Genomic DNA, 20984 nt, shown 5'->3' with positions numbered 1-20984 from the left:
TTAGTCATGGAGTTTCGTCACCTCGGCCGGTCCGGGATGCTCGTCAGCGAGATCTCGTACGGCAACTGGATCACCCACGGCTCACAGGTCGAGGCGGAGCAGGCGACCGCCTGCGTGCACGCCGCCCTCGACCTCGGCATCACCACGTTCGACACCGCCGACGTCTACGCCGGCACCCGGGCGGAGGTCGTGCTCGGCGAGGCGCTGAAGGGTCAGCGCCGCGAGGGCCTGGAGATCTTCACCAAGGTCTACTGGCCGACCGGCCCGGGCCGCAACGACCGCGGCCTGTCCCGCAAGCACATCCTCGAGTCGATCAACGGCTCGCTCCGTCGGCTGCAGACCGACTATGTCGACCTGTACCAGGCTCACCGGTACGACTACGCCACCCCGCTCGAGGAGACCATGGAGGCGTTCGCCGACGTGGTGCGCAGCGGCAAGGCGCACTACATCGGCGTCTCGGAGTGGCGGGCCGACGAGATCAGGGCCGCTCACGAGCTCGCCCGCGAGCTCCGCATCCAGCTGGTCTCCAACCAGCCGCAGTACTCGGCGCTGTACCGGGTCATCGAGGCCGAGGTCGTCCCGACGTCGCAGGAGCTCGGCGTCGGGCAGATCGTGTGGTCGCCCCTGGCGCAGGGCGTCCTGACCGGCAAGTACCTGCCGGGCCAGCCGCCGCCGGCCGGGTCGCGGGCCACCGACGAGAAGTCGGGTGCCAACTTCATCTCCGCGCTGCTGCGCGACGAGGTCCTCACCGCGGTGCAGCAGCTCAAGCCGCTCGCCGAGCAGGCCGGGCTGACGATGGCGCAGCTGGGCGTCGCGTGGGTGCTGCAGAACCCGAACGTGTCCTCGGCGATCGTCGGGGCGACCCGCCCCGAGCAGCTGCAGGACAACGTGAAGGCGGCGGGCGTGAAGCTCGACGCGGAGCTGCTCAAGCGGATCGACGAGGTGCTCGACCCGGTCGTGGAGCGCGACCCGGGCAAGACGCAGAGCCCCGCCAAGCGTCCCTGATCGGTGGTGACGGGGGCCGCTTCGACGGCCCCCGTCTCACGACCAGAAGCGGAACAGGCTGAGACCTTCGGAGACCAGGTAGGACGGCAGGCCGAGCACGTCGCCGAACGCGAACACGACGCTGAAGAACCAGTCGTTGATCACCGGTGACCACAGCAGCGCGATCAGCAGCAGCATCCCGTACGGCGCGACGTGGTTGAACCCCCGCTGCCACTGCGGGCTCAGCCACGGGAAGAGCAGGTTGCCGCCGTCCACGCCGGGCATCGGCACGAAGTTGAGGATGCTCGCGGTCAGCTGCAGGAACGCCAGGAACGCCAGCGCCGCCCAGAACGCGTCGGTGCCGCCGTTGTCCAGGCCCATCGCGAACGGCAGGACCAGCACGACGGCGAGCACCATGTTGGTGGCCGGGCCGACGAAGCTGATCAGGCTGTCCGTGAACCGGCTGCGGATCGCCGAGTGGTTGACCCAGACGGCGCCGCCGGGCAGGCCGATCCCGCCGATCAGCAGGAACACCACCGGCAGCACGATGGACAGCAGCGGGTGGGCGTACTTCAGCGGATCGAGCGTCAGGTAGCCCCGGTGCGCCACGTCGTGGTCGCCGCCCTTGTACGCGACGAGGGCGTGCGCGTATTCGTGCAGGCAGAGCGAGACCGTCCAGCCCGACGCGACGAACAGGAACACGTCGAGCTGCTCGCTGCCGAAGCCCGTCCACGTCATCCAGCCGGAGACCGCGAACAGCGCGAGGATGCCCAGGAAGATCGGGCTCGGCCGGAACGCCTCGCGGGGCAGCCCCGCGACGCGTCCCGGCGACCGGCCGAAGGCCACCGCGTCAGCCTCCCGCCGCGGGCAGGAGGCTCATCTTGTATTCCGTGCGCTCGTCCTCGGTCAGGATCGCCGTCGTCGCGCCCTTGGCGACCAGCTCACGCCAGCTCTGGCCGAGCCAGGACTCCGCGTCGGACTGGCTGGAAAACGCCTCGTTCGGGCCGTCGACCGTCCGGCTCTCAGCGTCTTCGAAATGCCATGTCCACGCCATCAGTCACGCTCCCGTCCCAGGTAGGTAGTTTCGAGCGTATCGGGAAGACTGCGTTGTGCCGATGCCGCCCACCGGAAAGTGAACCCCTGGCCATAAAGTACGGGGCATGCGGTTGCTGGTGCTCGGTGGAATCCGGTCCGGGAAGTCGGAAGTGGCGGAGTCGCTCGTCGCGGACGCGGAGCGGGTGCGCTATGTCGCGACCGCCCCCGAGCTGCCGGGCGGACTGACAGATGAGGCGTGGGCGGCGCGGCTGGCCAGGCACCGGGAGCGGCGGCCCGCGGGCTGGAGCACCGAGGAGATCGGCACCGAGCCGGAGCGCCTCGCCGACCTGCTGCACAGCGCGAAGCCCGAGGACGTGCTGCTCGTCGACGACCTCGGCGGGTGGCTCACCGCCGTGTTCGACACCGGCGGCGACTGGTCCGACGCGCACGCCGCCGACGCCCGCATCGCCGCGCTCGCCGACGCCGTCCGCGGCTGCCCGGCGGCGCTGCTGGTCATGGTCTCGCCGGAGGCCGGGCTCGCCGTGCTGCCCGCCACCGCGGCCGGGCGCACCTTCGCCGACGCCAACGGGCTGCTCAACCAGCGGGTCGCGGCGGCCAGCGACGGGGTCGCCCTGGTCATCGCCGGGGAGGTCACCTGGCTGCGCGGCGGCTCCGCGGTCGGTTTCGCGGGCGGCCGGGAGGCCGCCGCCCCGGCTGTGGACACCACGCCGTTCGCTTTCACCGGCGCGGTCGCCGGAGCGGTGCTGTCGACGGCCGACGGTGGCGAGGCGCTGTCGTTCCAGCCGGGCATGGAGCTGCCGCTGCCCGACGAGTCGACGGCGGCCGAGGCCGGCGAGCGGCTGCGGACCCTGAAGCTCAACGGCGCCGGCCTGGGCGGGCTCGTGCCCGTCGTCCGGTTCGCCGGCGGCACCCAGGGCCGGCCCGACCCGCGCCCGTGGCAGCAGCCGCGGATCCTGGTCCTGCGCGGCGACCGGACCGGCGGCTTCGCGGCCGGTGACTCGTCGGCGGCCGCCGACGAGCGCCTCCAGGACGTCGTGGACGGCACCGGCACCCTGGCGATGCTCGCCGCCACCGCCGGCGCCAGCGTGCAGGCGATCGACTGCCCCGAGGCCGGCCCCGCCGAGCTGCACGACTCCCTCGACGACAGCAGCGTCGACGCGGCGCTGACCCTCGGCTGGCGGCTCGCCGACGCCGCCGCCAACGAGGGCGTCGACCTGCTCGTCCTGGGTGCCTGCGGCTCCGGCTCCGACGCGGCCGCCGCGGCGATCGTGGCCGTCCTCACCGGCGGCGAGCCCGCCGCGCTGCTCGGCCGGGTCGTCGACGCGACCGGCTTCGTCGACGACGCCGCCTGGATCCGCAAGGTCGGCGCGGTCCGCGACGCCCGGCACCGCATCCGCGCCCGCAGCCGCGAGCCGCACACGATCCTGTCGATGCTCGGCGGCGGCGACATCGCGGTCGCGGTCGGCGTCCTGCTCGGCGCCGCGTCCCGCAAGCTGCCCGTCATGATCGACGGCCCCGTGGGCATCGCCGCCGGCCTGGTCGCCCGCGACTACGGCGCGCAGACCCGGCACTGGCTCCTCATGCCCGACCACGGCGAGAACCCGACGGTGAAGCTCGCCGCCGACGTGCTCGGCGTGACCCCGTTCCTGCAGCTCAAGCTCGGCCTCGGCGAGGGCGGCACGGCCCTGGCCACGCTGCCGCTGATCAACACGGCGCTCACCCTGGCCGCGGCGACCCCGCCCCGCGTGCCGGCCCCCGCCGAGCCGCCGTCGGACGGCCTGACCGAGCAGGAGCGGATCGAGGCGGAGATCCAGCGGGTCGTCGCCGACTCCCCCACCGCCGAGATGCCATACGTGAAACCGTCGTGGGAGGACTGAAGCTCGCCCTGACCCTCTTCACGATCGCCCCGCTGGGCGTGTCCCGGGTCGACCGTCCAGCGGCGCGGACGGCGATGGCCGTGGCGCCCCTGGTCGGCGTCATGCTGGGAGGTGTACTGGCCGGCGCCGCCCTCGGTCTCCGCACCGCGGGCGCCTCACCGCTCCTGGCCGCCGCCGCGACGGTCGCCTTGGCCGCCGTCTGCACCCGTGCCCTGCACCTGGACGGCCTGGCTGACACGGCCGACGGCCTGGGCTCCTTCGCCCCGAGCAACAAAGCCCTCGAAATCATGAAAAAATCGGACATCGGCCCTTTCGGCGTGGTGTCCATCGTGGCGGTGCTGCTGCTCGACACGGCCGCCCTGACCAGCATCCTGTCCCACCCGTGGCCGGCGGCGCTGGCCATGGTCGTCACCGGCACCGCCGCGGGCCGCCTCGGCGCCACCGTCGCCTGCCGCGCGGGCCTGCCCGCCGCGCGCCCCGAGGGCCTCGGCGCCCTGGTCGCCGCGACCCTCCCCCGCCCGCTGATCGCCGCGGTCACCCTGCTGCTCGCCGCCGCCGCGGCCGCCCTGGCCACCACGACGGGCTTCACCGACCCGGTCCGCGCCCCGCTCGCCGTCCTCCTCGCCGCCGCCACCGCCTGGTCCCTGACCCACCACACGAGACGCCGCCTGGGCGGCATCACCGGCGACGTGATCGGCGCCGCTGTGGAACTCGCCACACTGACCGCCTGGCTCGTCCTGGCCACCACCCCCTGACCCTCACTCACCCCGGTCTCTGAAATGAGGGTGGATCGGGCAACGCCAATGCTGAAAACGGGGCGATCCGGGGCATTGACCAACGTCAGGTGGGGGGCGGTCCGGGCGGGGTGCTGGAGGCGGGTGGCCCGCCCGGAACAGCGTGGTCAGCGGACGTTGGACTTCACGAAGGGGGGTTTGACGACGCGGACGGTTGAGCGGCGGCCGCGGACGTCCAGGGCGACCTCGTCACCCTCCGAGACCCCGGCCGAGGTGTCGATGAGGGCCAGGCCGATGCCGACCTTGCGGGTCGGGGAGAACGTGCCGCTGGTCACCTCGCCGATCGGGGTGTCACCGGAGGCGGGGAGGACGGCCATGTGCGCCCGGGGGATCCCGCGGTCCAGGGACTCGATGCCGAAGAGGAGGCGGCGCGGGCCGGCGGCCTTCTCGGCGAGCAGGGCGTCGCGGCCCCAGAACTGCTCCTTGCCCCAGCCGACGGCCCAGCCCGAGCGGGCCTGGACGGGGCTGATGTCCAGCGACAGGTCCTGGCCGTGCAGGGGGTACCCCATCTCGGTGCGCAGCGTGTCGCGGGCGGCGAGGCCGCACGGGCGGGCGCCGGCCGCGGTGATCGCGTCCCAGAGGGTGTGGGCGTCGTGGGAGGGCACGACCAGCTCGAAGCCGTGCTCGCCGGTGTACCCCGTGCGGCACACGACGACGTCGCTACCCTCGAAGGCCGAGACGGTGAAGCTCATGTAGTCGTGGTCGGTCGGCAGTCCGATGCCGGACAGCAGCTCCGCGGAGCGGGGGCCCTGCACGGCGAGGACGGCGAAGATCTCGTGCTGGTCGACCACGCTGATCCCGTTCGGGGCCGCGGCGACCAGCCGGCGGACGACTTCGGCGGTGTTCGCCGCGTTGGGGATGAGGAAGACGTCGTCGTCGCCGAAGCGGTATGCGATGAGGTCGTCAACCACGCCGCCGGACTCGTCGAGGCAGAGGGTGTACTGCGCCTGGCCTGCGGCGATACGGTTGAGGTCGTTGCTGAGGCAGCGGTTGACGAAGTCGGCGGCGCCGCGGCCGCGGACCCGGGCCTTGCCCAGGTGCGACACGTCGAACACGCCGGCGTCCTCCCGGACCGCCGTGTGCTCCTTGAGCACGCCACCTCCGGCGTACTCGAGGGGCATCTCCCAGCCACCGAACGCCGCGAACTTGGCACCGAGCGCCGCATGACGGTGATACAACGCGGGGTGCCGCAAGGGTTGCGTCATGCCCGCAACCTATCGCGTTGGTTATCGTGTCCAGCACCCGAATCGGCGGCATGCTGAAGGTGCGGTACCGCCGCAGCCGACGCTGACGCAGAACACCACCAGTGATGTGGAGCCCGAGTGACCGCCCTGAACCTGGTCGACACCGACCCCGCCGAACTCGCCGTCGACGCCGTGGTCGTCGGCGTGTACGCACACGACGGCGGTGACGCCAAGCTGCTGCTCGCCTCCGGAGCGGAGAGTGTCGCGGCGGCGTTCAGCGACCGGCCGGGTGGCGGGCTGGCGGAGACGCTGCGGGTCCTCGGCGCGACCGGGGCGGTCGGCGAGGTGACGAAGGTCGCCGCGTTCGGCGCGGTCGCGGCGCCGCTGGTGGTGGCGGTCGGGCTCGGGCCGGAGCCGGCGGGTGCCGCCCCCGCGGCGGAGACGCTGCGGCGGGCCGCCGGGGCGGCGACGCGCGCCCTGGCCGGGTCGGCGTCGGTGGCGCTCGTGCTGCCGCTGTCGGACCGGGACACCCCCACCGACGACGAGCTGACCGCGGGCGTGCGGGCCGTCGCCGAGGGCGCGGTGCTGGGTGCGTACCAGTTCACCGGGTACAAGACGAAGGGCGTCCGGAAGGACCCGGTCCGCAAGGTGGTGCTGCACGTGCCAGACGCGGCGGCGCGCCTGGCGAAGGCGGCAGTGAAGCGGTCGGGCACGGTGACCGCGGCGGTGACCCGGACCCGCGACTGGATCAACACGGCGCCGAACGAGCTGCGCCCGCCGCAGTTCGCCGAACAGGCGAAAGAGGCCGCGGAGGCGGCGCAGCTGGACGTCACCGTCCTGGACGAGAAGGCCCTGGCGAAGCAGGGGTACGGCGGCATCCTCGCGGTCGGGCTCGGCTCGGCGGCGGCGCCGCGGATGGTGCGGATCGCGTACGAGCCGGCGGGCGCGACGAGAAGGGTCGCGCTGGTCGGCAAGGGCATCACGTTCGACACGGGCGGCGTGTCCATCAAGCCGGCGGCGGGCATGTGGGAGATGAAGTCCGACATGTCAGGGGCGGCGGCGGTCGTGTCGACGATGATCGCGATCGCGGCGCTGAAGCCGAAGGTCGCTGTCGTGGCGTACGCGCCGATGGCCGAGAACATGGCGTCCGGCAGCGCGTACCGGCCGGGCGACGTCGTGACGATGTACAACGGCCACAAGGTCGAGGTGCTCAACACCGACGCCGAGGGCCGCATGATCCTCGGCGACGCGATCGCCCGGGCGTGCGAGGACGACCCCGACTACCTGTTCGAGGTGTCGACCCTGACCGGCGGCCAGGTGATCGCGCTCGGCAAGCGGATCTCCGGGGTGATGGGCACGCCGGAGCTGTGCGAGCGGGTCCGGGACGCGGGCGAGCAGGTCGGCGAGCCGGCGTGGCCGATGCCGCTGCCGGAGGACGTCCGCAAGGGCATGGACTCCGAGGTCGCCGACATCTCGCAGGTCAACGCGGGCATGGACCGGGCCGGGCACATGCTGCAGGGCGGCGTGTTCCTGTCCGAGTTCGTCGCCGAGGGCGTGCAGTGGGCGCACATCGACATCGCCGGCCCCAGCTACCACTCCGGTGAGGCGTTCGGCTACTGGGCGAAAGGCGGCACCGGCGTGCCGGTGCGCACCCTGATCGGCCTGGTGGAGGAGATCGCCGCCGAAGGCTAGGTGGTCTTGTTGCGGGCGTTGAAGTCGCGCATCCGCTGCGGGTAGCCGACGAGCGCCACGTCGTAGATCGGCATGCTCAGCTTGTGGGCGAACTGGCGGGCCGCCTGCGGGTCGTCGACGCGGCGGCGGGTCCACTCGCCGTCGTGTGCGATCAGCAACAGTGTCGTTTCTGTCACTGCCGTGCGGGGCTCGATGAACCCTTCGACGCCCCGCCGGGACCGGACGAACTCCTCCAGGTGCCGCAGGTCCTCACGGTTGGCGGCGCGCCCACCTGCGGCGGCTCTGTTACGGCGGAACCAGGCCAAGATCCGTGCCCCTCCCCGTGATGATGCCCCGACGAACCCCCGCGAACGGGCACCCGGCGGTCGACGTCGGGGCACCTACCGTCGCAGGCGGACGGCGGTGATGACAAGATGGCCAAGGATCGTCATGCCATCACGGACCCAACCGGTCCGTGCATCACCTGGGAGAATCCGTGAGCGACCCACACGCCAACTCCTTCGACGTCCTGATCCTGGGCGGCGGCAGCGGCGGCTACGCGGCGGCTTTCCGCGCGGCGCAGCTCGGCCTGTCCGTCGGCCTGGTCGAGAAGGACAAGCTCGGCGGCACCTGCCTGCACCGCGGCTGCATCCCGACGAAGGCGCTGCTGCACGCAGGTGAGGTCGCCGACGCGGCCCGCGAGGCGGAGCAGTTCGGCGTCCAGGCGACGTTCAACGGCGTCGACATGAAGGCGGTCAACTCGTACAAGGACGGTGTCATCACCAAGCTCTACAAGGGGCTGCAGGGCCTGGCGAAGGCCCGCAAGGTGACGCTGATCGAGGGCGAGGGCCGGCTCGTCGCCGCCGACACGGTCGAGGTGTCGGGCACGCGGTACAAGGGCAAGAACGTCGTCCTGGCGACGGGCTCCTACTCGAAGTCCCTGCCGGGCCTGGACGTCGACGGCGAGCGGGTCCTGACCAGTGAGCACGCCCTGACTCTGGACCACGTGCCGGCGTCGGCGGTGATCCTCGGCGGTGGCGTGATCGGCTGCGAGTTCGCCAGCGCGTGGAAGTCCTTCGGGGTGGACGTGACGATCGTCGAGGCCCTCCCGCGGCTCATCGCGGTCGAGGACGAGGCGAGCTCGAAGGCCCTGGAGCGGGCGTTCCGCAAGCGCGGGATCAAGTTCAAGACCGGCAAGCCGTTCGAGAAGGTCGAGCGCGCCGGCGAGGGCGTCAAGGTGACGATCCAGGGCGGCGAGACGATCGAGGCGGAGCTGCTGCTCGTCGCGGTCGGCCGCGGCCCGACGACGGCCGGCCTCGGCTACGAGGAGCAGGGCGTCAAGATGGAGCGCGGGTTCGTCATCACCGACGAGCGGCTGCGCACCAGCGTCCCCGGCGTGTACGCCGTCGGCGACATCGTGCCGGGTGTCCAGCTCGCGCACCGCGGCTTCCAGCAGGGCATCTTCGTCGCCGAGGAGATCGCCGGGCAGCACCCGCAGGTGATCGACGAGGCCGGCATCCCGCGCGTCACGTACTCGGAGCCGGAGGTCGCCTCCGTCGGGCTCAACGAGTCGAAGGCCCGCGAGCTGCACGGCGACAAGATCGAGGTGATCCAGTACGACCTGTCCGGCAACGGCAAGAGCCAGATCCTGAAGACCGCCGGCTTCGTGAAGCTGGTGCGGGTCAAGGACGGCCCCGTCGTCGGCGTCCACATGGTGGGTGCGCGGGTCAGCGAGCTGATCGGCGAGGGCCAGTTGATCTACAACTGGGAGGCCTTCCCGGGCGACGTCGCCCCGCTCGTGCACATGCACCCCACGCAGAACGAGGCCATCGGTGAGGCGTTCCTGGCGCTCGCCGGAAAGCCGCTGCACGTCCACTGATCCATCCGGGACCCGACCGCCACAAGCACTGTCCAGCAGCGTTTCAAGGAGACTGTTCATATGCCGGTATCGGTCACCATGCCCCGGTTGGGCGAGAGCGTCACTGAGGGCACCGTCACCCGCTGGTTGAAGCAGGAGGGCGACCAGGTCGAGGCCGACGAGCCGTTGCTCGAGGTCTCCACCGACAAGGTCGACACGGAGATCCCGTCACCGGCGGCCGGGGTGCTCACGCGCATCGTGGTGCAGGAGGACGAGACCGCCGAGGTCGGCGCCGAGCTCGCCGTCATCGGCGACGCCGGCGACGCGGGCGGTGCGGCCCCGGCCGAGGAGCCGGCCGCCGAGGAGGAGCCCGCTCAGGCGGAGGAGCCGGCCCCCGCGGCCGAAGCGCCCCAGGCCGAGGAGCCCAAGGCCGAGGCGGCGCCCGCCGCGGAGGCGGCGTCGGGGGAAACCACGTCGCTGAAGATGCCGGCGCTGGGCGAGTCCGTCACCGAGGGCACCGTCACCCGCTGGCTCAAGCAGGTCGGCGACACGGTCGAGGCCGACGAGCCGTTGCTCGAGGTCTCCACCGACAAGGTCGACACGGAGATCCCGTCCCCGGTCGCCGGCACGCTGCTGGAGATCAAGGTCGCCGAGGACGAGACCGTCGAGGTCGGCGCCGAGCTGGCCGTCATCGGCGCCCCGGGCGCGGGCGGCGGCGCCCAGCCGGCGCAGCAGGCCCAGCCCGCCCAGCAGGTGGAGCAGCCCCAGCCGAAGGCCGAGCCCAAGCCGGAGCCCAAGCCCGAGCCGAAGCCGGAGCCGAAGCAGGCCGCCGCTCCCGCGCAGGCGGCCGCCCCGGCCCCCGCGCAGCCGGCACAGGCCAAGCCGGCCGCGGCCGCCCCGGTCGCCGCGGGCCCGGCCACCTCGGTCGAGCCGGGCGTCAACGGCAAGGCCGAGGGCGACGCCGGGTACGTGACGCCGCTGGTCCGCAAGCTCGCCTCCGAGCACGGGGTCAACCTGGCGACGCTGTCCGGCACCGGGGTCGGCGGGCGCATCCGCAAGCAGGACGTCCTGGACGCCGCCGCCAAGGCCAAGCAGGCCGCCGCCGCTCCCGCGGCCGCGCCCGCCGCGGCCGCCGCGGAGAGCAAGCCGGCCGCGAAGGCGGCGCCGAGCCCGCTGCGCGGCCAGACGCAGAAGCTGACCCGCATGCGCGCCCTCATCGCCCGCCGCATGGTCGAGTCGCTGCAGGTGTCGGCGCAGCTCACCACGGTCGTCGAGGTCGATGTCACCAAGGTGGCGAAGCTGCGGGCGAAGGCCAAGCAGCAGTTCCTCGACACGCACGGCGTGAAGCTGTCGTTCCTGCCGTTCTTCGCCCTCGCGGCGGTCGAGGCGCTGCGGGTGCACCCGTCGGTGAACTCCTCGATCGACCTGGAGGCGGGCACCGTCACGTACCACGACGCCGAGCACCTCGGCATGGCCGTCGACACCGAGAAGGGGCTCATCGTCCCGGTCATCCGCAACGCGGGCGACCTGAACCTCGGCGGCCTCGCCAAGCGGATCGCGGACGTGGCCGAGCGCACCCGCACCAACAAGCTCAACCCGGACGACATCACCGGCGGCACGTTCACGCTGACCAACACCGGCAGCCGCGGCGCGCTGTTCGACACGCCGATCATCAACCAGCCGCAGGTGGCGATCCTCGGCACCGGCGCGGTCGTGAAGCGTGCCGTCGTCGTCAACGACCCGGAGCTCGGCGAGATCATCGCGCCGCGGTCCATGGTGTACCTGGCGCTGTCCTACGACCACCGGATCGTCGACGGCGCCGACGCGGCCCGCTTCCTGACCACGGTCAAGGAGCGCCTCGAGGGCGGCAACTTCGAGGCCGACCTCGGCCTGTAACACCGCGACGCGGAACAGGGGCGCCCACCGGGCGCCCCTGTTTGTGGTTGAAGGGCCGCCGCTGGGCAAGATGACGGCATGCAGATCCTCATCGCGGGCGCGTCCGGGTTTCTCGGCGGGCGGCTCGTGCCGCACCTGCGCGCCGCCGGGCACCAGGTCACCCAGCTCGTGCGACGACCCGCCCGCGGCCCGGGCGAGCTGCGCTGGGACCCGGCCGCCGGCCTGCTCGACGCGTCGGCCGTCGCCGGCAAGGACGCCGTCATCAACCTGGCGGGGGCCGGTGTCGGCGACCGGCGCTGGACCGAGCAGTACAAGCGGACGCTGCGCACCAGCCGCGTCGACACCACCGGGACCCTGGCGAAGGCGATCGCGGCCGCCGGGGCGCAGCGGCCGGCGGTGCTGCTGAACTCGTCCGCGGTCGGGTTCTACGGCGACACCGGCGACCGGCCCGTCGACGAGCAGTCACCGGCCGGAGCGGGCTTCCTCGCCGACCTGTGCCGGGTGTGGGAGGCGGCGACCCGCCCCGCGGAGGACGCCGGGACGAGGGTCGCGCTGCTGCGCACCGGGTTCCCGCTCGCCCGCGACGGTGGGCTGCTGAAGCCGCTGTACCTGCAGTTCAAGCTGTTCGCCGGTGGGCGGATGGGCGGCGGCCGGCAGTACCTGCCGTGGATGTCGCTGCCGGACTGGCTGGGCGCCGTCGAGTTCGTCCTGGAGCGGGACCTCGCCGGCCCCGTGAACCTCACCGGCCCCGAACCGGTCACCAACGCCGAGTTCTCCGCGACCCTGGCGAAGGTGCTGCACCGGCCCAACCTGCTGCCGGTGCCCGGGTTCGCGCTGAAGGCCGCCGTCGGCGAGTTCGGCGGCGAGGCCCTGGTCAGCCAGCGGGTGCTGCCCGGGGTCCTGGTGCGCGAGGGTTTCCCGTTCGCGCACCGGACCGTCGAGGCGGCGCTTCAGCAGGCGGTGTCGGCGACGACGTAGAAGTTCGGGCCGGTCTGCTGCAGGCCGTGCGTGGTGAACACGTTGTAGAGGCCCATCGCCTGGTTGGACCCGTTGGCGTACACGTAGCCGCCGCTCTGGTGCGCCCGCCCGGCGGTGACGTGGGCGTAGTTCGACGCCCGGACGCACGGACCGGCGGACGGGGTCGACGACGGGGTGGCCGACGGCGTGGGCGAGGCGGTCGGCGAGCCCGTGGGGGTCACGACGCCGCCGTCCAGGCCCCAGTCGCGGGCCTGGTAGTACGACGAGCAGATGGTGTCCTTGTAGTACGTGCCGGCCGTCCCGCACTGCTCGGTGGCGCTGCCCGGGTCGACGGGCGTCGCGTGCGTCATGCCCTGCACCAGGTACACCTTGACCTTGTCGCCGTAGTTCGACAGGGACGTGCCGCCGGGCAGCGACGCGGTCGACGTCGGGGTCTGCGAGACGCCGAGGACGTTGGTCCACTGGTCGCGCAGCTCGGTCGCGTTCGCCGGGGCGACGGTCGTGTCCGACGTGCCGTGCCAGATCGACACCCGGGGCCGGGCGCCGGTGTAGCCGCTGTAGGCGTTGCGGACCAGGTCGCCCCAGGCCGCGGGGGTCTTGTCGACGCCCGGGTTCATGCAGCTGAAGGCGCTCGTCGTCGAGGTCGCGCAGCGGTACGGGATGCCGGCCATGATCGCGCCGCCGGCGAAGACGTCCGGGTACGTGGCGAGCATCACGGCGGTCATGGCGGCACCGGCGGACAGGCCCGTCACGTACACCCGGCCGCGGTTGACCTGGTAGTTGGTGGCGGCGTAGTCGACCATCTGCTTCACTGACAGGGCCTCTCCGGCGCCGCGGGCCGTGTCGCCGGTCTCGAACCAGTTGAAGCAGCTGGAGCTGTTGTTCGCGGACTTCTGCTCCGGCAGGACCAGGGCGAAGCGCCACAGGTCCGCGTACTTGCGCCAGCCGGCGTTGGTGAAGTAGTCGGTGGCGTTCTGGGTGCAGCCGTGCATGGCGACGACCAGCGGCGCGTTCGCCGGCAGGCCGTCGGGGCGGTAGCTGTACATGGCGAGGTTGCCGGGGTTGGAGCCGAAGCTCGACACCGCGGTCAGCGAAGCGGCGTAGGCCGGGGTGGACACGACGGTCAGGCCGACGGCGGTGCCCACGGCGGCGAGCACGGGCAGGACGAAGCGCAACCAGCGGGGCATGGCGGTGCCCTTTCCTCTCGGGGGATGCCCACGCTAGGTGTGACGCTTCACGCACCACTATGTCCGTTGTCCACACATTCCGGCCCGGTTCAGCGTGCGGGGGCGGCGTGAGCAGGCCGCAGCGAAGCGGAGGGCTGCGAACCATAGACGCAGGGTGTGAGCTCAGGCCGACGTCGGAGCGCAGCGGAGGCGTCGGCCTGAGCGGTTAGGCTGAGGCGTGACCAGCATTCTGGGTTTTGAGGTTGTACGGGCCGGCCTGGTCGACTACGAGACGGCCCTGGCCGAGCAGCGGCGGATCCACGAGGCCGTCGCGAGCGGCGCCGCACCCGACACGGTGCTGCTGCTGGAGCACCCGAGCGTCTACACGGCGGGCAAGCGGACCGAGCCCGCGGACCGCCCGTTCGACGGCACCCCGGTCGTCGACGTCGACCGCGGCGGCAAGATCACCTGGCACGGGCCGGGGCAGCTGGTGGGCTACCCGATCGTCAAGCTGCCCGACCCGATCGACGTCGTGGCGTATGTGCGCCGCATGGAGCAGGTCCTGATCGACGTCTGCGCCGAGTTCGGACTGGCCACGGTGCGGGTCGAGGGGCGCAGCGGGGTGTGGGTCGCCGCCGACGAGCGCGGGCCGGACCGCAAGGTCGCCGCGATCGGGATCCGGGTCGCCCGGGGTGTGACGCTGCACGGGTTCGCGATCAACGCCGACTGTGACCTGTCCCGCTACGACATCTTCGTCCCGTGCGGCATCCGCGACGCGGGCGTGACGTCGCTGTCGGCCGAGCTGGGCCGCGACGTCACGGTCGCCGAGGTCCTGCCGGTGGTCGAGCGGCACCTGGCGACGCTGCACCAGAGCTGACGCGGCTGGTGGGGGCCTGTCCGGCACCGGGCAGGCCCGCAGGACATCGACTAGGACACCGACCCGGCCGGCCGCGGACATAGACCACCGACGTGTCGTCCAGCACCACCGTTTCGTGATTGCCGGGTGTACGGATCGGGAACCTCGCGGACGTGACGTCAATCGCGTTCCCGGCGGCTGGGCAGGCCTCGGGCGTAGGCTTTCCCGTGTGACCGCCGTTGTTCCGGAAGGCCGTCGTCTGCTGCGCATCGAAGCGCGAAATGCGGAGACGCCGATTGAGCGCAAGCCGCCGTGGATCAAGGTCTCCGCGAAGATGGGGCCTGAATACACGCACCTGCGAGGCCTCGTGCAACGCGAGGGCCTCCACACGGTGTGCCAGGAGGCCGGCTGTCCCAACATCTACGAGTGCTGGGAAGACCGCGAGGCGACGTTCCTCATCGGCGGCGACCAGTGCACGCGCCGGTGCGACTTCTGCCAGATCGACACCGGTAAGCCCGCCGAGTTCGACGCCGACGAGCCGCGCCGGGTCGCCGAGTCCGTGGCGACGATGGGCCTGCGCTACGCGACGGTGACCGGTGTCGCCCGCGACGACCTGCCCGACGGTGGCGCGTGGCTCTATGCGGAGACCGTCCGGCAGATCCACGGCCTGGTCGACGGCTGCGGCGTGGAGCTGCTCATCCCCGACTTCAACGGCGAGCCGAAGCTGCTCGGCGAGGTCTTCGAGGCCGGCCCCGAGGTGCTCGCGCACAACGTGGAGACCGTCCCGCGGATCTTCAAGCGGATCCGTCCCGCGTTCCGCTACGAGCGCTCCCTCGACGTGATCACACAGGCCCGCACCGCCGGCCTCGTCACCAAGTCCAACCTGATCCTCGGCATGGGCGAGGAGCGGGCCGAGGTCACCCAGGCGCTGCGCGACCTGCACGACGCCGGCTGCGAGCTGGTGACGATCACGCAGTACCTGCGGCCGACGCCGCGGCACCACCCGGTGGAGCGCTGGGTCAAGCCCGAGGAGTTCGTGGAGCTGCGCGAGGAGGCCGAGCAGATCGGCTTCGCCGGCGTGCTCAGCGGGCCCCTGGTGCGCTCGTCCTACCGGGCCGGTCGCCTCTACCGTCAGGCCCTGGACAGCCGCGCATTGAAGGCGTGACAGCCGGGCGCTGAAGGCGTGAGCGTCTCCCACTAGAGTGGGAGGTATGGCAAAGGCCCAGGAGCCGGAGAAGGTCTCCTTCTTCACTCGGCTCAAGCAGATCGGCATGGTGTTCTCGTTCACCGCCAAGCGGGACAAGCTCTTCGTTCCGCTGGTCCTGGTGGTGGTCCTCGTGCCGCTCATCGCCGTCGGCGTGGCCATCGGGCTCGGGGTGTCCTGGGTATGGGCGCCGATCGGTGTCCTCGCCGCGCTGCTGGGCACCGTCATCGTGCTCAACCTGCGCTCGCAGAAGGCCATGATGCGCGAGGCCGAGGGGCAGCCGGGCGCGGCCGCCTCGATCATCGAGAACATGCGCGGCGACTGGCGGGTCACCCCCGCGATCGTCTCCACGACGCAGTTCGACATGGTGCACCTGGTCATCGGCCGGCCCGGCGTGATCCTCCTCGGCGAGGGCAACCCGAGCCGGGTCCGCGGCCTGATCAACCAGGAGCGCCGCCGCCTGGTGAAGGTCATCGGCAACGCGGAGCTGCGCGACTTCGTGATCGGCAACGAGGAGGGGCAGCTGCCCCTCGCGAAGCTGCGCAACACGCTGGTCCGGCTGCCGCGCACGATCACCGGCAAGGACGTCAACGCGCTCGACAAGCGGCTCACGGCCCTGTCCGCGCGCCCGCAGATGCCGCGCGGCGCGATGCCGAAGAACATGAAGCCCCCGAAGGGCGCGTTCAAGGCGATGCGCGGCCGCTGAGCGATCCGCTGCGGGACCTACGAGGCCGCCGGCTGGGTGTTCACGACCCAGGAGCCGGCGGCTTTGTCGTGCAGTCCCCGGCCGTCCTTGTCCATGATCAGCGCCGGTACGAGCAGCAGCAGCAACGCGCCCCGCAGGATCGCCTTGGGCACGCCGATCGGCCCGCCTGTGGTCATTGACACACACCGGATGCGCAGCAGCCACATCCCGAGGGTCTGGGCGAAGAAGCCGAGGAACAGTCCGTACACCACCAGCAGCAGACCCGGCGCGAGCCACGGCACCTCGACCGGATCCGCGAACGCCCTGCTGATGACCAGGCACAACAGCCAGTCGACAAGGATGGCGCCGAAGCGCCTGGACAGCGATGCCGCGGTGAGCTCCACGGCGGACCAGCCTACCGGGCGCCTCACCTGTCACTGATTTGTCAAACGACTGTGGCGAAACACAGTGGAAACAATCGAGACATGCCCGGGCAATCGCACGGTTCTACGGTCGCCCTCAACCAGCCACCTTCACACTGAAGTGATCACCACGAGACTGGTACTGCCTGCGACCTGGAGGACGAGTGTTCGCCAATTCTGACGAGCTGCTGCGATACGTGAAGGACGAGGGCGTCCGCTTCGTCGACATTCGCTTCTGCGACCTGCCGGGCGTCATGCAGCACTTCAATGTCCCCGCCGAGGCGTTCGACGAGAGCGTGTTCAGCGACGGTCTCGCGTTCGACGGTTCGTCCATCCGTGGCTTCCAGGCGATCCACGAGTCGGACATGATGCTGCTGCCGGACCCGACGTCCGCCTTCATCGACCCGTTCCGGATCGAGAAGACCCTGGCGCTCAACTTCTTCATCCACGACCCGTTCACGCGCGAGGCCTACTCGCGTGACCCGCGCAACGTGGCGAAGAAGGCCGAGGCGTACCTCGCGTCGAGCGGCATCGCCGACACCGCCTACTTCGGCCCCGAGGCCGAGTTCTACATCTTCGACTCGATCCGGCACGAGACGTCGGCGAACCAGGCCTACTACTACATCGACTCGGTCGAGGGCTGGTGGAACTCCGGCAAGGAAGAGCCGGGCGGCAACCGCGGTTACAAGACCGCCTACAAGGGTGGCTACTTCCCGGTCCCGCCGGTCGACCACTACGCCGACCTGCGTGACCAGATCGTCCAGCGCCTCCTCGGCGCCGGCTTCATCGTCGAGCGCTCGCACCACGAGGTCGGCACCGCCGGCCAGGCGGAGATCAACTACCGCTTCGGCACGCTGCTGCAGGCCGCCGACCAGCTCCAGCTCTTCAAGTACATCGTGAAGAACACCGCCTGGGCCGCCGGCAAGACCGCGACCTTCATGCCGAAGCCGCTCTTCGGCGACAACGGCTCCGGCATGCACACCCACCAGTCCCTCTGGCTGGGTGGCGAGCCGCTGTTCTACGACGAGGCCGGCTACGGTGGCCTGTCGGACACGGCCCGCTGGTACATCGGCGGCCTCCTGCACCACGCTCCGTCGCTGCTGGCCTTCACCAACCCGACGGTCAACTCCTACCGCCGCCTGGTCCCCGGCTACGAGGCCCCGGTCAACCTGGTCTACTCGCAGCGCAACCGCTCCGCGTGCACCCGTATCCCGGTCACCGGCACCAACGCCAAGGCCAAGCGCGTCGAGTTCCGCGTCCCGGACCCGTCGGCCAACGTCTACCTGGCCTTCGCGTCCATGCTGATGGCCGGCCTGGACGGCATCAAGAACAAGATCGAGCCGCCGGCCCCGATCGACAAGGACCTCTACGACCTCCCGCCGGAGGAGGTCGCCAACGTCCGGCAGGTTCCCGCCTCGCTCGACGAGGTCCTCGACACCCTCGAGGGCGACCACGGCTTCCTCCTCGAGGGCGGCGTGTTCACCCAGGACCTGATCGACACCTGGATCTCCTACAAGCGCGCCAACGAGGTCGACCCGGTCCGCCTGCGCCCGACCCCGCACGAGTTCGCCATGTACTACGACGTGTGAGTTGACGTCAGCGCGCTGATCCGGCGCTGTCCCCGCTGACCGGCTCCGCGGGGACAGGCTCCGGCCCGACGCACGAAACGGCGGTCACGCCAGGCTCCCAGCCGGCGTGGCCGCCGTTTCGCGTGTACCGAGCACTCCGGCCGACCAGCACCGCCCGGCCGCCGAAGCGTCACGAGACCGGAGAACGCCGGGCCGGCGTCGTGCGGCTGCGGCAAGCCGGCGGCTGGCGGACTGGCGGGACGCTCCCCCGGCGGCGTCAGCCGTAGCGTTCGGTCCGGATGCTTCTGGCGTCGTGGCCGAGGGCGACCATGACGTCGGCGGCGGTCTCCACGAAGCCCGTCGGGCCGCAGACGAAGACGGCGGGGGCGAAGTCGGCCGGCCAGGCGTGGGTGTTGACGTCGGCGACGCCGATCCGGGAGCCGCGCACCCTCGTGTAGATGAACTGCACGTCGAGACCGCGGTCGTCGCGGGCCCGCTCGCGCAGCTCGTCGGCGTAGATGACGTCCTGCGGGGTGCGCACCGAGTAGAGCAGCCGGAACGGGGTCCGCACGCCGTGCGCCGCGCGGGACCGGATCATCGCCATCAGCGGGACGATGCCGGAGCCGCCCGCGACCAGCTGGACCGGGGCGGGGTCGGTGTGCCGCCACACGAACCAGCCGCCGATCGGCCCGCGCAGCTCGATGGGCTGGCCGACGTCGTAGACGTCAGCGAGGAACGGGCTGACCTCACCGTCGTCGAGCCGCTGGACGGTGATCTCCACGCCACCCGCCCCCAGCCCGCCGCCACCCGCCGCGGCAGGACCCGTCGCCGACGCGATCGAGTAGCTGCGCTGCGCCGTGTACCCGTCCTCGGCCGTCAACCGCAGGTCGACATGCTGCCCCGGCAGGTGCCCCGGCCATTCCGGCACGTCGAAGACCAGGGTCCGCGCCGAAGACGTCTCCCACCGCGCCTCCAGAAGCGTCGCCTTACGCCAGTTCAGTCGCCCTCCGCTGCGCTGCGGCCGCCTGACCTCCGGACTGTGCCCATGCTGCACGGCTCCTCCGCTCCGCTCCGGACCGTTCAGTCTCCCTGGTACCGCTGCTCGCGCCATGGGTCTCCGTAGTCGTGGTAGCCGGCCGCCTCCCAGAAGCCCGGCTCGTCCTCCAGCATCAGCCGCAGGCCGTGCACCCACTTCGCGGACTTCCAGAAGTACAGGTGCGGGACCAGCAGCCGCGCGGGGCCGCCGTGCTCGGGGGTGAGCGGCTCGTCGTCGTAGCGGTAGGCCACCCACGCCTGGCCGTCGAGGAGGTCTTCCAGGGGAAGGTTGGTGGTGTAGCCGTCGTAGGAGTGTGCCATCACGAAGTCGGCGGCCGACTCGACGTCCTGCATGAGCGTGTCGATCGCGACACCACGCCAGCCGGTCTGCAGCTTCGACCACTTCGTGACGCAGTGGATGTCGACGGTGACGTCCTCGTGCGGCAGCGCGGTGAACTCCGCCCACGTCCACGTCGTCCGCGCCCCGGTCTCGGTGGTGATCACGAACTCCCACCGGTCCGTGCTCAGCTTGGGCGTCGGCCCGGCGGACAGCACGGGGAAGTCATGGGCGAGATACTGCCCCGGCGGCAGATCAGGCTCCTGCGAACGCCGCCGCCCCCCGAACCCTGTGGTCACGAAACTCATGCCGCCGGCTCGCTTCGCTCCCCGACGACATGAGCGCCAAGTCCACCCTGCAACATGATTCGTTCGCGAAGCTCACTCATGCCGCCGGCTCGCTTCGCTCCCCGACGACATGAGCGCCAAGTCCACCCTGCAACATGATTCGTTCGCGAAGCTCACTCATGCCGCAATCCTGCCCCAGCATCAACCCAACGCCATCAGTCAAAAGACTGGTCGGCGCGGGACGTGAGACAGCCCACGGTCGTGTCCAGCTCGGCCCGGGCGCCCAGGACCACCGTCTCCTGCCCGACCCCGTGCCCGATCCTCAACCCGCCCAGCACGGGCACCCCCAGACCGCCGAGGCACGAGCGCAGCACGTCCACGACCGTCGGCCCCGCGCCCACGCAGTCCGTGAACTGCCCCACAGCCACCCCCGCGACGCCCTCGAACGCGCCCGCCCGCCGCAGGTGCGTGAGCATCCGGTCCACCCGGTACGGCGCCTCGCCCACGTCCTCCAGCACCATGATCGCCCCGGCGAACGACGGCATGTCGACGGTGCCGGCCGTGCTGGCCAGCATCGAGAGGTTCCCGCCCAGCAGCACCCCGCTGACCACCGGCCCGGGCACCGTCACCGCACTCGTCTCCTCGTCGTCGCTCAGGTACGACCGCAGCGGCCCCGACGTGAACAGCGCGGCCCGCAGCGACTCCGCCGAGGAGGCCGGCAGGCGGTCGTCGAACCACGCGCCGCCCGGCCCGTGCACGCTCGCCCAGCCGGTCCGCCGCCACACCGCGAGCTGCAACGCGGTGATGTCGGAGAACCCGACGAGATGCTTCGGCGACGCCAGCCGCAGCCCGTCGACGATGCGTTGTGCGCCGTAGCCGCCTCTCGTACACACGACGGCGCGGATCTCGGGATCCTCGAACGCCTCGTTGAGGTCGCTGAGCCGGTCGGCGTCGTGCCCGGCCAGGTAGCCGCTGCGGTCGAACACGTGCCGGCCCGCACGGACCTCGAGCCCCCAGCCCGACAGCAGCTCGATGCCGCGGGCCACCCGGTCCGGCCTGGTCGGGCCCGACGGTGACACCAGTCCGACCACGTCTCCGCGTCGCAGCGTTCGCACGCCGTTATTGT

At 71.6% G+C, this 20984-nt stretch carries 20 protein-coding genes; 11 read left to right on the top strand and 9 right to left on the bottom strand.

The window, feature by feature from the left end; translation table 11 throughout:
- Positions 1 to 6: 6 nt before the first annotated feature.
- Positions 7 to 1005, top strand: a complete 999-nt coding sequence (locus AB0I21_RS40860; protein WP_360569051.1) for an aldo/keto reductase family protein — start codon at positions 7 to 9, stop codon at positions 1003 to 1005.
- A 36-nt stretch (positions 1006 to 1041) separates the two neighbouring features.
- On the opposite strand, the gene AB0I21_RS40855 is transcribed toward AB0I21_RS40860, so the two are convergent.
- Positions 1042 to 1830, bottom strand: a complete 789-nt coding sequence (locus AB0I21_RS40855) for a site-2 protease family protein (protein ID WP_360569050.1) — start codon at positions 1828 to 1830, stop codon at positions 1042 to 1044.
- Positions 1831 to 1834: 4 nt separating this feature from the next.
- On the bottom strand, positions 1835 to 2038 hold the full coding sequence (locus AB0I21_RS40850; RefSeq protein ID WP_344506240.1) for a hypothetical protein: 204 nt from the start codon (positions 2036 to 2038) through the stop codon (positions 1835 to 1837).
- Positions 2039 to 2144: 106 nt separating this feature from the next.
- Here AB0I21_RS40850 and AB0I21_RS40845 point away from each other — a divergent pair, with 106 nt between their 5' ends.
- Complete coding sequence (locus AB0I21_RS40845; protein WP_360569049.1) at positions 2145 to 3917, top strand: bifunctional adenosylcobinamide kinase/adenosylcobinamide-phosphate guanylyltransferase; 1773 nt, start codon at positions 2145 to 2147, stop codon at positions 3915 to 3917.
- Entirely contained in the window at positions 3905 to 4672 is a 768-nt protein-coding gene (locus tag AB0I21_RS40840; RefSeq protein ID WP_360569048.1) for an adenosylcobinamide-GDP ribazoletransferase, read from the top strand. Before AB0I21_RS40845 ends, AB0I21_RS40840 begins: the two co-directional genes overlap by 13 nt.
- Positions 4673 to 4818: 146 nt before the next feature.
- Here the strand turns inward: AB0I21_RS40840 and gcvT are convergent, their stop codons facing one another.
- Positions 4819 to 5916, bottom strand: coding sequence for a glycine cleavage system aminomethyltransferase GcvT (gene gcvT, locus AB0I21_RS40835; RefSeq protein ID WP_360569047.1), 1098 nt, complete (start codon positions 5914 to 5916; stop codon positions 4819 to 4821).
- Positions 5917 to 6033: 117 nt separating this feature from the next.
- On the opposite strand from gcvT, the gene AB0I21_RS40830 reads away from it, so the two are divergent.
- The gene (locus tag AB0I21_RS40830) at positions 6034 to 7587 is read left to right on the top strand and encodes a leucyl aminopeptidase (RefSeq protein WP_360569046.1); all 1554 of its coding nucleotides are present in this window, start codon (positions 6034 to 6036) and stop codon (positions 7585 to 7587) included.
- Here AB0I21_RS40830 and AB0I21_RS40825 read toward each other — a convergent pair.
- Complete coding sequence (locus AB0I21_RS40825; protein WP_344506341.1) at positions 7584 to 7895, bottom strand: hypothetical protein; 312 nt, start codon at positions 7893 to 7895, stop codon at positions 7584 to 7586. The two genes, AB0I21_RS40830 and AB0I21_RS40825, sit on opposite strands and share 4 nt — an antisense overlap.
- 167 nt (positions 7896 to 8062) lie before the next feature.
- On the opposite strand from AB0I21_RS40825, the gene lpdA reads away from it, so the two are divergent.
- The 3 genes from lpdA to AB0I21_RS40810 all read left to right on the top strand — a co-directional run bounded on the left by lpdA (position 8063) and on the right by AB0I21_RS40810 (position 12298).
- Positions 8063 to 9445: a dihydrolipoyl dehydrogenase gene (gene lpdA, locus AB0I21_RS40820; RefSeq protein WP_360569045.1), complete on the top strand. Its 1383-nt coding sequence runs from the start codon at positions 8063 to 8065 to the stop codon at positions 9443 to 9445.
- Between the two features lie 60 nt (positions 9446 to 9505).
- Positions 9506 to 11320, top strand: coding sequence for a 2-oxoglutarate dehydrogenase, E2 component, dihydrolipoamide succinyltransferase (gene sucB / locus AB0I21_RS40815; protein ID WP_360569044.1), 1815 nt, complete (start codon positions 9506 to 9508; stop codon positions 11318 to 11320).
- Between the two features lie 78 nt (positions 11321 to 11398).
- Positions 11399 to 12298 carry a TIGR01777 family oxidoreductase gene (locus AB0I21_RS40810; protein ID WP_360569043.1) on the top strand — a complete coding sequence of 300 codons (900 nt, stop codon included), beginning with the start codon at positions 11399 to 11401 and terminating at the stop codon, positions 12296 to 12298.
- On the opposite strand, the gene AB0I21_RS40805 is transcribed toward AB0I21_RS40810, so the two are convergent.
- Positions 12271 to 13485 carry a PHB depolymerase family esterase gene (locus AB0I21_RS40805; protein ID WP_360569042.1) on the bottom strand — a complete coding sequence of 405 codons (1215 nt, stop codon included), beginning with the start codon at positions 13483 to 13485 and terminating at the stop codon, positions 12271 to 12273. The genes AB0I21_RS40810 and AB0I21_RS40805 overlap by 28 nt on opposite strands.
- 217 nt (positions 13486 to 13702) lie before the next feature.
- Between AB0I21_RS40805 and lipB the strand changes: the two genes are divergently transcribed.
- The 3 genes from lipB (at position 13703) to AB0I21_RS40790 (ending at position 16230) form a co-directional block, all read left to right on the top strand.
- Positions 13703 to 14341: a lipoyl(octanoyl) transferase LipB gene (gene lipB / locus AB0I21_RS40800; protein ID WP_344506231.1), complete on the top strand. Its 639-nt coding sequence runs from the start codon at positions 13703 to 13705 to the stop codon at positions 14339 to 14341.
- A gap of 208 nt (positions 14342 to 14549) precedes the next feature.
- On the top strand, positions 14550 to 15485 hold the full coding sequence (lipA, locus tag AB0I21_RS40795) for a lipoyl synthase (protein WP_344506230.1): 936 nt from the start codon (positions 14550 to 14552) through the stop codon (positions 15483 to 15485).
- Between the two features lie 46 nt (positions 15486 to 15531).
- On the top strand, positions 15532 to 16230 hold the full coding sequence (locus AB0I21_RS40790) for a DUF4191 domain-containing protein (protein WP_344506229.1): 699 nt from the start codon (positions 15532 to 15534) through the stop codon (positions 16228 to 16230).
- A gap of 17 nt (positions 16231 to 16247) precedes the next feature.
- Here the strand turns inward: AB0I21_RS40790 and AB0I21_RS40785 are convergent, their stop codons facing one another.
- Positions 16248 to 16613: an RDD family protein gene (locus AB0I21_RS40785; RefSeq protein WP_360569041.1), complete on the bottom strand. Its 366-nt coding sequence runs from the start codon at positions 16611 to 16613 to the stop codon at positions 16248 to 16250.
- Between the two features lie 182 nt (positions 16614 to 16795).
- Between AB0I21_RS40785 and glnA the strand changes: the two genes are divergently transcribed.
- Positions 16796 to 18220 carry a type I glutamate--ammonia ligase gene (gene glnA / locus AB0I21_RS40780; RefSeq protein ID WP_344506227.1) on the top strand — a complete coding sequence of 475 codons (1425 nt, stop codon included), beginning with the start codon at positions 16796 to 16798 and terminating at the stop codon, positions 18218 to 18220.
- A 256-nt stretch (positions 18221 to 18476) separates the two neighbouring features.
- Here glnA and AB0I21_RS40775 read toward each other — a convergent pair whose 3' ends face one another.
- The 3 genes from AB0I21_RS40775 to AB0I21_RS40765 all read right to left on the bottom strand — a co-directional run bounded on the left by AB0I21_RS40775 (position 18477) and on the right by AB0I21_RS40765 (position 20973).
- Entirely contained in the window at positions 18477 to 19199 is a 723-nt protein-coding gene (locus AB0I21_RS40775; protein WP_360569072.1) for a ferredoxin reductase, read from the bottom strand.
- A gap of 80 nt (positions 19200 to 19279) precedes the next feature.
- Entirely contained in the window at positions 19280 to 19879 is a 600-nt protein-coding gene (locus AB0I21_RS40770; protein WP_360569040.1) for a sulfite oxidase-like oxidoreductase, read from the bottom strand.
- Between the two features lie 194 nt (positions 19880 to 20073).
- Entirely contained in the window at positions 20074 to 20973 is a 900-nt protein-coding gene (locus AB0I21_RS40765) for an LD-carboxypeptidase (RefSeq protein WP_360569039.1), read from the bottom strand.
- Between the last annotated feature and the right edge of the window lie 11 nt (positions 20974 to 20984).

It is taken from the genome of Dactylosporangium sp. NPDC050588, from assembly GCF_040654975.1.
GTDB lineage: Bacteria > Actinomycetota > Actinomycetes > Mycobacteriales > Micromonosporaceae > Dactylosporangium > Dactylosporangium maewongense.
Note: the sequence above shows the minus strand (reverse complement) of the source record. Positions and strands in the feature narration are given on the sequence as shown.

Excerpts from the sequence above, each read along its gene's own strand:
- AB0I21_RS40860 (WP_360569051.1), top strand. The coding sequence starts at position 7 with ATGGAGTTTCGTCACCTCGGCCGGTCCGGGATGCTCGTCAGCGAGATC.
- AB0I21_RS40850 (WP_344506240.1), bottom strand. The coding sequence starts at position 2,038 with ATGGCGTGGACATGGCATTTCGAAGACGCTGAGAGCCGGACGGTCGAC.
- AB0I21_RS40845 (WP_360569049.1), top strand. The coding sequence starts at position 2,145 with ATGCGGTTGCTGGTGCTCGGTGGAATCCGGTCCGGGAAGTCGGAAGTG.
- gcvT (WP_360569047.1), bottom strand. The coding sequence starts at position 5,916 with ATGACGCAACCCTTGCGGCACCCCGCGTTGTATCACCGTCATGCGGCG.
- sucB (WP_360569044.1), top strand. The coding sequence starts at position 9,506 with ATGCCGGTATCGGTCACCATGCCCCGGTTGGGCGAGAGCGTCACTGAG.
- AB0I21_RS40810 (WP_360569043.1), top strand. The coding sequence starts at position 11,399 with ATGCAGATCCTCATCGCGGGCGCGTCCGGGTTTCTCGGCGGGCGGCTC.
- AB0I21_RS40805 (WP_360569042.1), bottom strand. The coding sequence starts at position 13,485 with ATGCCCCGCTGGTTGCGCTTCGTCCTGCCCGTGCTCGCCGCCGTGGGC.
- AB0I21_RS40790 (WP_344506229.1), top strand. The coding sequence starts at position 15,532 with ATGGCAAAGGCCCAGGAGCCGGAGAAGGTCTCCTTCTTCACTCGGCTC.
- AB0I21_RS40770 (WP_360569040.1), bottom strand. The coding sequence starts at position 19,879 with ATGAGTTTCGTGACCACAGGGTTCGGGGGGCGGCGGCGTTCGCAGGAG.